The organism is Bordetella sp., assembly GCF_057362025.1.
Genome location: NZ_JBMQQZ010000083.1, coordinates 195,621 through 208,621 on the forward strand (window position 1 = coordinate 195,621; position 13,001 = coordinate 208,621).

Annotated in this window: 13 protein-coding genes; 7 read left to right on the forward strand and 6 right to left on the reverse strand. The window is 66.1% G+C overall.

The features are described 5' to 3' along the window. Window positions 1-19: 19 nt before the first annotated feature. Both ACO1P8_RS18250 and ACO1P8_RS18255 read left to right on the forward strand, forming a co-directional pair. Entirely contained in the window at window positions 20-1,309 is a 1,290-nt protein-coding gene (locus tag ACO1P8_RS18250) for a Rieske 2Fe-2S domain-containing protein (RefSeq protein WP_486297304.1), read from the forward strand. An 88-nt stretch (window positions 1,310-1,397) separates the two neighbouring features. Next, window positions 1,398-1,913, forward strand: a complete 516-nt coding sequence (locus ACO1P8_RS18255; protein ID WP_486297305.1) for an aromatic-ring-hydroxylating dioxygenase subunit beta — start codon at window positions 1,398-1,400, stop codon at window positions 1,911-1,913. Between the two features lie 99 nt (window positions 1,914-2,012). On the opposite strand, the gene ACO1P8_RS18260 is transcribed toward ACO1P8_RS18255, so the two are convergent. From ACO1P8_RS18260 to ACO1P8_RS18285, 6 genes are all read right to left on the reverse strand, one after another. Beyond that, on the reverse strand, window positions 2,013-2,648 hold the full coding sequence (locus ACO1P8_RS18260; RefSeq protein WP_486297306.1) for an N-carbamoylsarcosine amidohydrolase: 636 nt from the start codon (window positions 2,646-2,648) through the stop codon (window positions 2,013-2,015). A gap of 2 nt (window positions 2,649-2,650) precedes the next feature. Next, entirely contained in the window at window positions 2,651-3,691 is a 1,041-nt protein-coding gene (locus tag ACO1P8_RS18265) for a 2,5-dihydroxypyridine 5,6-dioxygenase NicX family protein (RefSeq protein ID WP_486297307.1), read from the reverse strand. A gap of 84 nt (window positions 3,692-3,775) precedes the next feature. Further along, window positions 3,776-4,663, reverse strand: coding sequence for an alpha/beta fold hydrolase (locus ACO1P8_RS18270; RefSeq protein WP_486297308.1), 888 nt, complete (start codon window positions 4,661-4,663; stop codon window positions 3,776-3,778). A 266-nt stretch (window positions 4,664-4,929) separates the two neighbouring features. Continuing rightward, window positions 4,930-5,682: a maleate cis-trans isomerase family protein gene (locus tag ACO1P8_RS18275; RefSeq protein WP_486297309.1), complete on the reverse strand. Its 753-nt coding sequence runs from the start codon at window positions 5,680-5,682 to the stop codon at window positions 4,930-4,932. 28 nt (window positions 5,683-5,710) lie between these two features. Further along, entirely contained in the window at window positions 5,711-6,673 is a 963-nt protein-coding gene (locus ACO1P8_RS18280) for an amidohydrolase family protein (RefSeq protein ID WP_486297310.1), read from the reverse strand. Window positions 6,674-6,976: 303 nt separating this feature from the next. Then, entirely contained in the window at window positions 6,977-7,444 is a 468-nt protein-coding gene (locus ACO1P8_RS18285; protein WP_094841879.1) for a MarR family winged helix-turn-helix transcriptional regulator, read from the reverse strand. 369 nt (window positions 7,445-7,813) lie between these two features. Between ACO1P8_RS18285 and ACO1P8_RS18290 the strand changes: the two genes are divergently transcribed. From ACO1P8_RS18290 to ACO1P8_RS18310, 5 genes are all read left to right on the forward strand, one after another. Continuing rightward, window positions 7,814-8,995, forward strand: coding sequence for a CaiB/BaiF CoA transferase family protein (locus ACO1P8_RS18290; RefSeq protein ID WP_486297311.1), 1,182 nt, complete (start codon window positions 7,814-7,816; stop codon window positions 8,993-8,995). After that, a complete protein-coding gene (locus tag ACO1P8_RS18295) occupies window positions 8,992-9,717 on the forward strand; it encodes an enoyl-CoA hydratase/isomerase family protein (RefSeq protein ID WP_486297312.1) in 726 nt (241 codons plus the stop codon). The genes ACO1P8_RS18290 and ACO1P8_RS18295 overlap by 4 nt, the downstream gene beginning before the upstream one ends. A gap of 114 nt (window positions 9,718-9,831) precedes the next feature. Next, window positions 9,832-10,665, forward strand: a complete 834-nt coding sequence (locus tag ACO1P8_RS18300; RefSeq protein ID WP_486297313.1) for a CoA transferase subunit A — start codon at window positions 9,832-9,834, stop codon at window positions 10,663-10,665. Beyond that, window positions 10,658-11,392 (forward strand): CoA-transferase subunit beta, encoded by a 735-nt coding sequence (locus ACO1P8_RS18305; RefSeq protein ID WP_486297314.1) that lies wholly within the window; start codon window positions 10,658-10,660, stop codon window positions 11,390-11,392. Before ACO1P8_RS18300 ends, ACO1P8_RS18305 begins: the two co-directional genes overlap by 8 nt. Before the next feature lie 11 nt (window positions 11,393-11,403). Further along, window positions 11,404-12,918 carry a class I adenylate-forming enzyme family protein gene (locus ACO1P8_RS18310; protein ID WP_486297315.1) on the forward strand — a complete coding sequence of 505 codons (1,515 nt, stop codon included), beginning with the start codon at window positions 11,404-11,406 and terminating at the stop codon, window positions 12,916-12,918. The last annotated feature ends 83 nt before the right edge of the window (window positions 12,919-13,001 follow it).

A 13,001-nucleotide genomic window follows, 5' to 3' on the forward strand; every position in this document is an offset into this window, starting at 1 on the left:
ATAGCACAAGGAGTCTTACATGTACCAATCCCAGACTGTGATTGGCCGCACCGGCGCCGACAAGGACACCGGGCTGGCGCAATGCCATTGGCCCGAAGACGCCCTGCATGCCATCCCCGATTGGGTCTACACCAGCAATGCCATTTACGAACGGGAAATGGAGCGCATCTTCCGCGGCCGAACCTGGAACTACGTCGCGCTGGAAGCGGAGATCCCCAAGCCCGGCGACTACAAGCGCTCTTTCGTCGGCCCCACGCCCGTGGTGGTCTCGCGCGCCGACGATGGTTCGATCCACGTCTTCGAGAACCGCTGCGCGCACCGCGGCGCGGAGTTCTGCCGGAACCCGCAGGGCAATACCAAGGAATTCGTCTGCCCTTACCACCAGTGGTCCTATGACCTGAAAGGCAATCTGCAGGGCATCCCCTTCAAGCGCGGCGTAAACAAGGAAGGCGGGATGCCCCGGGACTTCCGCAACGAGCAGCATGGCCTGCGCCAGCTACACGTGACGACGCGCCATGGGGTGGTGTTCGCTTCGTACTCGTCGGACGTGGAGCCGATCGCGGAATACCTCACACCGGAAATCCTGGCCGACTTCGACACCGTCTTCCCCGGCAAGCCGCTGAAGATACTGGGCTACTACCGCAACGAATTGCCCTGCAACTGGAAGATGTACCACGAGAACCTGAAGGATCCCTATCACGCAACGCTGCTGCATTCCTTCCTGGTGGTATTCGGCCTGCTGGTGGCCGGGAACAAGTCCGCGATGCTGGTGGACGGTACTCATGGGCGCCACGGCACGATGGCATCGGCCAAGAGCGAGGACAAGTACGCCAGCGTGAGCGAAGAGAACAAGAAAGAGATGCGCTCTTTTCACGATGGGCTGCGCCTGCGCGACGATCGCTTCCTGGAGTACGTCAAGGAATTCGATTCGCCCTGGTCGGTGACCATGCAGACCATCTGGCCCAATCTGGTGGTGCAGCGCGAAATGAATACGCTGGGGGTGCGCCATATCGTCCCCAACGGCCCGGACAGCATGATCATGCAGTGGACGATGTTCGGCTATGAAGACGACACGCCGGAAATGACCCGGCATCGCCTGCGTCAGGGCAACCTGATGGGGCCGGCGGGATTCCTGGGCCTGGAGGACAACGAAGCAATGAAGTTCGTGCAGGAAGGGGTACGCCGATCCACCAGCGACCTGAATGTGCTGAAGCTCGAGTCCGGCAAGCTGGGGACCTCGAATACCCTGATTTCGGAAGCGGCGATCCGTTCGATGTATCGCTACTACCGCGAGGTCATGGCGCTTTGAACCGTACGCGCCCTCCGGCCGCGCGTGGGGCGCGGCCAGCGGGCCACGGCGCCTTCGCCATCCATCGCCTTATGCAGAGACGACCAGAATGAAAACGAATTTTGCCTATGCTCCGCGTCGCATCGAGCCGGCGCGCGCCATCGCGTTGCGCCAGGAAATCGAGGAGTTCCACGCCGATTATTGCGCCGTATTGGACGCCAACCAGATCGAAAGCTGGCCGGATTTCTTCACCGCGGACGGCCTGTACCGCGTCACCTCGCGCGAGAATGCCGAGCGCGGGCTGCTGGTGGGCCTGGTCTATGCCGAGGGCCGCGACATGATGCAGGATCGCGCAGTGGCAATTTCCCGCACGCAGATGTTCGCGCCGCGCTATATGCGGCATCTCGTGACGAACACGCGCGTCCTGGAAGCGTCGGATGCGGGCATCGAGGCGCAATCGTCCTTCCTGCTGACGCAAACCCTGGTGGAAGGACCCACCACGTTGCATCTGGCGGGCTTCTACCACGACGTATTCGTTCGCGTCGAAGGCGGGTTGAAGCTGAAAGAGCGCCAGGTGATCTACGACACCGAGATTCTGGCCAACGACCTGGTGTACCCGGTCTAGCGATCAGCCCTGTCCAGGCCTCCCCGCGCCCCCGGTCCAGGCGACGCGGCGCGGAAGTGGCCATGCCGTATGGCCGCTTTCCGCTTCAGCAGGCGTGCCTCAAAGGTTGGGCGCAGGGGATCCGATCGCGGCCAGCGCGTCGGCGCGGGTCATCACGGTGGCGTACTTCTGTTCCATGTCGAACAGATTGGCCTCATGCGGACCGAGCGCCCGATCGCCGACGCAGTCCGCCACCACCAGCGGCCGAAAGCCGGACTGCATGGCGTCCACCACACTGGCGCGCACGCAGCCGCTGGTGACGGCACCCGCCACCAGCAGGGTCTGCACACCTCGCTGGGCCAGCCAGGCGGCAAGTCCGGTGCCGAAGAACGCCGAGGGCACGGTCTTCCGCACGATCAGTTCGCCGGCGCTCGGCGCCAGTTCGGACACGATGGCGCTGCGCGGATCCTGCTCTTTCAGCGTCAGCATGCCGGGAACCTTAATGCTGAAGATATTCGAGTCGGCGCCGTCGTCGGCGAAGACGATGCGGGTATGGGCGATGGGCCAGCCCTGGCGGCGCGCATGGTCCAGCAAGGGCACGGTATTGGCAATGGCCTGCGGAATATTGCCGCCGCCGAATACGGCGGGATCGGCAAAGCCGTTGACCAGGTCGACGATCAGCAGGCCATAGGGCGGCCGCGGCGCCATCGTGGCGCCGAAGCCCTGGCGCCTGTAGGTTTGTTCCTTGCTTTCCATGTCTAGGCGTCCTCGTTCACCACCTTGCCATCCCGCACCACTTCCCTGCCGTCCAGCGCCACCGTGCAGCGACGCAGCGGGATATCGATATGGCAGGCGGTAGTGCGCGAGCCGCCGGCCTCGTTGTTCGGTCCCAGCGAGAACAGGAAATTGCCTTCGTAGGCGCGCGCGTCCATGCCCAGCGTGGCCTCGCGGTCGTACAGCGAGAGCGTGCTCCAGTGCGCGCGCGGCTGCAGTCCCCAGCCGATATGCGAGATCGCGTAGGCTTCCGGGTCGTCGAAGCTTTCCATATAGGTGCGCAGCAATTCGGCGTCCACGCCGCCTTCGATGCGCGTGGCATAGCCGTTTTCGACGGTAAGCACGATGGGTTCGCTGGCATACGACTTCTGCGGCAGCACGATGTCGCCACGGTCGATGACGATGGTACCGTTGGCGCCACCCTCGTTGGGGAAGGTCAGCACGAAGCCGCTGGGCCAGTGGTCCCAGCGGCCCGGCTCGTCCACGAAGCCGTATTCGCTGATGGCGGGGAATTCGCCCAGCGGGCAGGCCAGCGAAGTTCCCGCCGCGGACGTCACCGTCATCTGCCTGGCGGCAACTACCCGGCGCGCGGCCGCCTGCACGCGCGCGCGGTCCGCTTCGGTGGGCACCAGCCGGGCCAGCACCTCCGGCGGTTCGACCGCCAGCAGGATCTTCGTGCCGCCTTGCAGGATCTCGTGCTGTTCCGGCGAGAACAGCAGCGTCATCAGGTCCAGCACCAGGTCGCTGGCCTTCAGCGCCGCCATGGCGGCCTTGTTGCCCGTCAGCGGTGTCGTGCCCAGGTACGCCAGCGCATCGCGGCTCAGGGCTTTCGCGCCGTTGACCGGCGGCAGGTCCAGCCGGTTGACCACCGCGCCCATGTCCTGGCACGCGATCAGCGCGGTGGACAGTGTTTGCGCGTGCGTGGCCGCGCCGGTCAGGATCGTTACCGCCTGGCCGGGCTGCAGCTTCGATAGCGTCAGCACCTGTTTCCAGGCGCGGATCAGTTCATAGTCGCTTACTGGCATTGTCGGCTCCTTGCCATATCGATGGCGGCACCGGCCATGGCGCGATAACCGGCCGGCCGTGCCGCGCGCGTGCGCACCCATTCACTATCTGGTTTCCTCGCCGGGCAGGCGGGTCCCCAGGAAGTCGTCGAAGGCGGCGTAGAAGCCTTCTTCGTTGTCCCACGGGATCATGTGCCCGGCATCGGCGACGCGAACGTGCGCCGTTCCCGGCTTCATGGCCTGGATCTCGGCGACGTCCTCGTCCCTGACGACATCGCCGCGCGCGGCCGTCACCAGCAGCAGCGGCACGTCCATCGCGGACAGGTTGGCGTGGACGTCCTGCGTATGGAATTCCTCGAAGCTCTGGCGGATCGCCCGTTCATCGCAGGTATGCAGCCATTCCGCGCGCAGGCGCAGCTGTTCCTGCGTCCAGGTCGGGCAGAAGGCGCGCATCTGCCCGGCGTCCATGCCGCGGCTGGCCTGGGCGATCGAATCCACGTACCACGGCAGCTGCGCCGGATATGCACGCCGCCCGGGGCCGGACACCGGCGGATCCACGGCCACCACGCGCGCCAGGCCCTCGGGCCGCCGGCTGGCCGCGCGAATGGCGATACGCCCCCCCATCGAATGCCCCACCAGGCTATACCGCGTCAAGCCCAGCGCCTCCGCGAAGGCCACCACGTCATCGGCCTGCGCATCCAGCCCATAGTCCAGCTGCGCCCCCGCCTGCGACAATCCGCGGCCGCGCACGTCCAGCACATAGGTATCGAACACCCGACCGAAGCGCTCGCCGACAAAGCCCCAGGTCACCGCCGGACTGGTAATCCCCGGCACGATAATGACGGCATCCAATGCCCCGCCCCGCCCGTCCGGACCCGGGCCGGCCCCGTCTTGCGCCGCGCCACCCGGCGCATAGCGCAAATAGTGCTGCCGTATGCCATTGGCATGCACATTGCCGCCATAGCAAAAGCTCGTCGATACGCTCGTAGACATTCCATTCTCCATGGCGCGACGCACCACGCGTCAAAAACCCCGCCCCCAACCCAGACGCCACCACTACCGCCACTACCGCGCTACCTCTCCGCCACCACGCACCCTGGAACCGAAAGCACGCACCGCTTCGAAGTTGGCCCCTACATCACAGCCCCACGCAAACAGCAACTGCACCCCAATCCAGGACGCCGAGGATCCGGCTCCGCCGGTCCTCTGGCGTCGCCCCCTTGAGGGGGAAGCGCGGTAGCGCTTCGGGGGTGGGCTTATCAATACATTCCCGAAAGCAGCGCGCCGGCGCCGGGGACCACTCTTTCCATATCCAATGCCTTCAGCATCGCGTAGGTGGTCGCGATGGCCGCGGTGATCACCGGCTTGCCGGTCATGGCCTCGACCTGCGCGACCACCGGCAGCGAGGGCATCTGCACGCAGGCCGACAGCACGATGGCGTCGGCGCGCGACAGGTCCATACCCGTGACGATGCCGGGCAAACGCGAGGGATCGTGCCGGCCTACTTCCAGGTTGTCCGGGATCTCCAGCGCGCGATGGTCCACCACCTCGTAGCCTTCGTTGGCGATGTAGTCGATGACCAGCTGCGTCAGCGGCTTCATGTAGGGCGCGACCACCGCGATGCGGCGCGCGCCGATCACTCCCAGCGCGTCGATCAATGCCCCGGCGCTGGTGATGACCGGCGCGTCGGCGCCGTTGGCCGCCGTGTGCGCCTTCAGGCGGCTTTCGGACTGGCGGTGATAACCCGGTCCCATCGCCATGATGGCCACCAGGCAGGCATAACCCAGCACGTCCACGCGGGCGTCGCTCAGTTCCACGGCGCAGCGGTCGGACTCGGCGTCCATCGCGGCCAGTTCCTCCTTCACCACCTTCTTCATGCGCATGCGGCTGGAGTGAAAGGTAAAGCGTTCCGGCCGGATCTGCTGGCGGGCCAGCAGCATCGCGGGTATTTCGGTTTCCATCGTGGTGTTGGAGCTCGGCACGATCTGGCCGATGCGGTAGGTGCGTTGCATGGGTGGCTCCTGCGAGGCGCTGTGGCGATCAAAGCTTGAACAGGCGGCGTGCATTGCCGTGGCAGATCTTTGCGCGGACGCGTTCGTCCATGGGCGTTTCCTCGATGAAGCGCGCGGCGATGCGCGTTGACTCATAGGGATAATCCACCGAGAACATGACCGCGTCCTCGCCCATTTCCGCGACGGCGCCCAGCAAGGCATGCGGCGAACATACACCCGACGTGGTGATCACGATATTGCTGCCGATGTATTCAGATGGCGGACGCCGCAGCGTGATGCCGTGGGAATACACGGCGAAGCGGCTGTCGAAGCGCCAGCGCTGGAACGGCAGGCCTTCGCCCATGTGGCCGAGTATCAGCTTGATCCCGGGGAAACGGTCGAACACCCCGCCGAACAGCAGGCGCAGCGCGTGCGTAGCGGTCTCCACGCCCCACCCCCACGACGCCCCCACCAGCTCGGGATGGCCCTGGTAGGCATGCGGCACGATGTAGGGATCCACCGGATGCAGATACATCGGCACATCCAGCGCCTGCATGCACTCCCAGAAAGCGTCGTAGGCGGGATCGTCGTAATAGCGCCCATTGGTGTGGCCGTTGACCAGGGATCCTTTGAACCCGTATTGCCCGACGCAGCGCTCCAGTTCGCGCGCGGCGGTAACGGGATCGTGCATGGGCAGCACGGCGAAGCCGCCGTAGCGATCCGGATGGCGGGCCACCTGCTGCGCCAGAAAATCGTTGTTCCGCCGCGCGCGCTCGAGCGCCACCGCGGCATCCGGCTCCGCCTGTACACCCGGGCCGGTCTGCGAAAGGATGACGTAGTCGATCCCCGCGTCGTCCATCTCGCGCAACCGCACCTCGTCGAAGTCCTCCAGTCTGGCGGCGAGGTCGGCGAAGACCTTCGGGTCGATATGCTGCGAGAAGCTTTTCGTATAGTCCTTGAAGCCTACCGCTGTGTAGTGCTCTTCGAAGGCGATCTTGCGCACCCTGGCCATGCCTGTGCTCCTCTTGGGTCCATTGCCGCGCCGGGATATCCCGGCCTTATTTATCAGCATACTGAGTATGAGTCCGGCCCTCGCCCCTATGCCGCGAGCCTGGGCAAGCCGGGCGCAGCCCCGGACGGCCACGAGGCCGCCCGGAACGAGACGTCAGTATACTGACTTTATAGTCAGCGTACTGACAAATTAGGGAAATCCTTGATACGAGGATGCCGCGCAAAAAATCCGCGAATGCCCTGCCCTTGCGCAAGGCCGCGCGCGTATTTCCTGGCATTCAGGGATGGGCGGACCGCCCCTGCGTCAGAAGGCGCGCAGCTGCGCGCGACCGTACTGGTTATTGGCTTCGACCAGGGTGGACAACAGCTTCATGAACACCTGGCGATTACGGGGCGAAAGCGGCTCCAGCAGGCGCTGCTGCGCGCGCGCCATGCCGGCTTGCAGCAGGCCCATGATGCGCAGGCCCTCTTCCGTGATGACGGCCTGCCGCGATCGCTTGTCGTTGGGATTGACCCGGCGCTGCACCAGCCCCCGCTCCTGCAGGCGCTTGATGACATCCGCCGTGGTCGTGCGGTCCAGGCCCAGCTCCATGCCGATCGCGGTCTGGTCCATCCAGGGACTGAGCGAAAGCGCGGTCAGCACGCCATATTGCACCGGCGTGATGTTCTGCGTGCGGCATTCCTCGAAGAACATCGCATAGTGGATCTGGTTCAGCCGCCGCACCAGATAGCCGGGCCGTGCCCAGAGTACCTGCTTGGCCGGCGCGAACACCGTATCGTCCGGCGCCGATGCCGCCGGAGCGCTCCGCCTTTTTTTTGCCTTGGTCGGGGTAATCGCGTCTGCCATGGAATAAGGAGTGTGAACGGGCCGGAAAGTTGTTAGTACACTGAATATTACACCATCGCCCCCAGCCCGTCCCCGCCCCCACGGCACCGCTATTTCGCAGGCACCTTGCCGTTGCTGAGATCCATGATCATGGGCGACGCCAGCTACATGCGCGGCACGATTGTGGTCCGACGATGATAGACCGGCTTTGGCGCCTGGTAGTGGCGCCAGTAGACGCGGCGCCGAATGGAGTGCTAATCTGCCTCGAAATACCAAATTTCGTAAGCATAGTCCCAACATTTAGGAAATATGGAAATGCCAGACTCCATGGTCGCGCCGCTGGCCGGAATCACCGTCATCGAAATCTGCAACGTCGCCGCGGGCCCCTTCTGCGGCATGCTGCTGGCCGATATGGGCGCGGATGTCATCAAGATCGAACACCCGGAGGGTGGCGATACGCTGCGCAGCTGGCCGCCGATTTCGCAGGGCTATAGCGAGAACTTCGCTTCCCTGAACCGCAACAAACGTTCCGTCACGCTGAATCTGAAGGATCCCGCCGACGTCGAACTGGCCCGCGGCCTGATCGCCCAAGCCGACGTGCTTCTGGAAAACAACCGGCCCGGCGTCATGGATCGCCTGGGCCTGGGCTATGCGGCGCTGAGCGAACGCAACCCCCGCCTGCTGTACTGCTCGATCTCGGCCTACGGTCAGTCCGGCCCGCGCGCGCAGGAAGGCGGCTTCGACCTGACCATCCAGGCCATGAGCGGCATCATGAGCGTGACGGGCGAACAAGGCGGCGCCCCCGTCAAATGCGGCGTACCCGTGGCCGATTTTTCCGCCGGGCTGTATGCCGCATTCAGCATCGCCAGCGCGCTGCGGCAGGTGCAGGCGGGCGGCCAGGGTGCGCACATCGATGTTTCGATGCTGGGCGCGACGCTGGGCATCGCCGCGCTGCAGACCTCCGAATTCTTCGGTAGCGGCCGCGACCCGGTCAAACTGGGATCGGCGCATCCGCGCAACGCCCCCTACCAGGCCTTCCGCTGCCGTGACGGATACTTCGGCATGGCGGCGGGCAACAACGCACTTTGGAAGAGCGTTTGCGCGGTCGTCGGCCGCGACGACTGGTACGCCGATCCGCGCTTCGCCGATACCAGCCTGCGCGCGAGCAACCAGCAGACGCTGCGCGAGATGCTGGAAGAAATCTTCCTGCAGCAGGACGCGGAACACTGGCTGGCGCGATTCCGCCAGGCCGGTGTGCCTTGCGCGCCCATCAATTCCTATTCTCAGGTACTGGACGATGAGCAGGTGACGCATATGGGCTGGGTCCAGCCCGTCGAGCTGCCCAATGGCGTCAAGACGCGCACCTTCGGCATGCCGGTGCGCTTCGACGGCCGCACCGCCGCGATCCGCCAACGGCCGCCCGGGCTGGGCGAGCACAACGACGAAATCCTGACGGCCCTGCGCGGCGCCCCCCTGGCCACGGAGACTGCGAAATGAGCGGCCTGGTACGCATCGAACGCGACGATGCCGCGTTTCATATCCGCTTGAACCGGCCGGAGAAAATGAACGCCCTATCGGCGGAAATGGTCGAGGCCCTGATCGACGCCGTCGAACAGGCGCATCGGCAGGACGTCGGACTCATCACGCTGGAAGGCGAAGGCAGGAATTTCAGCGCCGGCTTCGATTTTTCCGATGTGGATGCGCAGTCCGAAGGCGATCTGCTGCTGCGCTTCGTGCGCATCGAGACGCTATTGCAATTGCTGCGAACCTCGCCCTGCCTGACGATGGCCCTGGCGCACGGCCGCAACTTCGGCGCCGGCGTGGATCTTTTCGCCGCCTGCCGCCTGCGCTATGCCGACAAGGATGCCACGTTCCGCATGCCGGGCCTGAAGTTCGGACTGGTGCTCGGCACCCGCCACTTCGCTGCCCTGGTGGGCGCCCAGGCAGCGCGCGCGCTGCTGGAAACCGCCGCCACCTTCGATGCCGCGCATGCCCGCGAGATCGGTTTTCTGCAGGCCATGGCGCCGCGCGACGAATGGCCCGGGTTGCGCGCCCAGGCCCTGGCGCGCGCGGCGGAACTGGCGCCGACCAGCCGGGCAGCCCTCTACGACACGCTGGCCGACCGTGGCGCGGACGAGGACCTGTCGCGACTGGTGCGATCGGCCGCCGCACCGGGGTTGAAACAGCGCATCGCCGCCTACCTGGGCGCGCCGCGCTAGCCACCGCGGGGGAATACACGGGACGCGAGATCCGAAGACACGAATACACAGGAATAAGGCGCCATGCGCCCGCCAGCCTGTCAACACGAATACACCGCGAGGAGACACCCCATCATGGGATCCGGCTTCAATCAACCTGACAAGCAGCGCACCCTGTCCGAACTGGCCGCGCTGATTCCCGACGGCGCCTCGGTCGCGCTGGGCGGCAGCTTCCTGCACCGGGGCCCGTTTGCCCTTGTGCGCGAGTTGATCCGGCAAGGCCGGCGCGACCTGGAGCTGATCAAGCAATCGCCCGGCTACGACGTCGATATCCTTTGCCGCGCCGGCACCCTGCGGCGCGTGCGCGCCGGCATTGTGGCCATGGAAGGCAACTTCGGCCTGGCGCCCGGCTATCGCAAGGCCATCGAACAAGGCAAGGTGGAGCTGGAAGAACACGCCTGCGCCAGCCTGACCGCCGGCCTGCGCGCCGCCGCCTACGGCGTGCCTTTCATGCCCTGCGGCGGCCTGCATGGCAGCGACCTGCCTGGCCTGAACAACTGGGCCTGCCTGGACGATCCCTATGGCAGCGGCCAGAAGACCTGGGTCATACCGGCCGTGCGGCCCGACTTCGCCGTCATCCACGCCAGCGAGGTCGATGCCAGGGGCAATGTACGGGTACGCGGCACCTATCACTGGGACCGCATCATGAGCCGGGCCGCGGGCAGCGTGCTGGTGGTGGCCGAGCGCATGGTCGACAGCGCCGTCTTCGAACGCGAACCGGAGGCAACCGTGGTCCCCTACTTCATGGTGCAGGCGCTGGCCGTGGTGCCGAACGGCGCGTGGCCGGGATCCTGCTGGCCCGACTACGCCATCGACTATCCCGCCGTGGAGCGATACATGGACACCACGCGCAGCCTGGACGCCCACATGGCCGAGGCCCCGGAAATCCAGGAGAGCCTCCATGCGTGAAGCCTGGTCTCCGTTCTCGTACATCGTGATCAACCTGGCCCGCTTCATCCGGCCCGACGAAATCACATTCAGCGGCGTCAATTCCACCTTCCCCATGCTGGCCTGCCTGCTCGCCAAACACGCCTACGAATGGGACTACGTCTATATCAACGTGGCCGGCGGGGTGGATCCGCGCCCCTCGCACGTGCCGCTGTCCAGCTCGGACCCGGTGCTGGCCGAACATTCCGCGTCCATCTTCGCCAACGAGGATTTCTACGACCTGTGCACGCGCGGGCGGATGGATCTGACTTTCCTGGGCGCGGCCCAGATCGACGGCGAAGGTTGCGCCAACAATTCCAGCATCGGCGACTGGCACCGCCCCAAGGTCCGCCTGCCCGGCGGCGGCGGCGGCGCCGTGATGTTGCCCACGGCCCGGCGCGCCTGCACCTGGCGCACGGAACATTCGACACGCACCTTCGTGCCCAAGCTGGATTTCAAGACATCGTGGGGCGGCTTTCACGGCGTGGTCACGCCCATCGCGGTATTCGTCAAACGCGACGGGCGCCTGGCCTTGCAATCGTGGCACCCGGAAGCGAGCCTGGAAGAGGTCCGCGCGCGCACCGGATTCGAGTTCGACGCCACGGACGCGTCGCCGACGCAACCGCCCACCGAAGGAGAAGCACGCGCGCTGCGCGCGCTGGATCGCGACGGGCAGTTCGAACGCGATGCGGCCGTGCGGCTGCGCTGATGGGGAAGGCCGTGATCCGACAGCAAAGAGCCGCCGTGCAGAGCGACATCCCGGAAAGCAACCTGGTCGCGGCCTTGCGCCAGCGTTGGGCCGATCCGGCCAGGCGCCAGTCGCCTGCCCTGGTCCATGAAGACGAAACGCTGTCCTATGGCGAACTGTCCGAACAGGTGGCGGGCATCGCCGGCTGGTTGCGCGAGCGCGGCGTGCGGCGCGGCGATTTCGTCGGCCTCGCAATGGCCCGTTCGCCGGCGCAGATACTCGCGCTGCTGGGGACGCTGGCGGCCGGCGCCTGTCCCTGCCCGCTGGAGCCGCGCATCTCGGCCGAAGAAACCCGCGGGCGCGTCGCCGCCGTGGGGTTGGCCTGGATGCTGCACGACGCCGCACATGAGGTACTGGCCGCGGCGTGCGGCCTGCCCGCCGCCCAGCAGTTGGCCTGGGACCGCCGCGACGCGGACGCCGCGCCGGGCTGGGACACCGGCGTCGCGCCCGGCGATCCGGCGCTGCTGCTGTTTACATCCGGCAGCACCGGGCAGCCCAAGGGCGTCCTGCTGAACCAGCGCGGCCTGCTGAGCAACGCGCGCGGCGTCGCGATGCACACCGGCTTGCGGCCGGACGACCGCCTGCTGCACGTCATGCCCTTGCATCACACCAATGCCATCAACAACCAGGTATTGGCGCCGTTCTACGCCGGCGCGGCGGTCGTGCTGGGGGGCCGCTTCCGCGCGGAAGACATGCCGGGACTGATGGCGCGCCATCGCCCGACCATTATCACCGGCGTGCCCACCATGTATGCGCGCATGCTGGAGCTCCGCTTCGACGCCGCCGATCTGGCGCGGCTGCGTTTTGCGCGCTGCGGCTCGGCCCCTATCACCGAAGCCCTGCACCGGCGCATCGAGGATTTCCTGGGCTGCCCGCTGGTGGTTTCCTATGGCTTATCCGAGGCCACCTGCACATCGACGATGAACCCGCCCCACGCGCGGCGCATCGGCACCGTAGGCACCGTCCTGCCGGGCCAGCGGGTTTTCCTGCGCCGCCCGGACGGCAGCATGGCCACGCAGGGCGCGGAAGGCGAGATCTGCATCGCCGGCGAGAACCTGATGACCGGCTATATCGGCACCGCCGAGCCCGGCCTCCGCGACGGCGTGTTGCGTACGGGTGACCTGGGGCGCTTCGACGCGGAAGGCTATCTGAGCATCACCGGCCGCATCAAGGACGTGATTATCCGCGGCGGCGAGAACATTTCCCCATCGATGATCGAGCGGGCCCTGGCCGCCCTGCCCGCCGTGGCCGCCTGCGCGGTGGTGGGCGGGCCGCACGCCGACCTGGGCGAAGTGCCGGTGGCCTTCGTGGTAGCCAGGAACGGCACCATCGACGAAGCATCGCTGCGCGGTGAAATGCTGCGCGTGCTGGGACGCATCTATGTGCCGGACCGCTTCATCGCGGTGGATGCGCTGCCGGAAAACGCGGTCGGCAAGGTGGACCGCGCCGTGCTGGCCGCGCGCGTGCGAGCGGAGGCGGCCGGGTAACAGGGAGCACGCCGACACAGAACCTGAAAAGCAGTTGCCATGCCGCGTCAAAGAAACGCGGCGCATACACAAGCCCCCAAGGG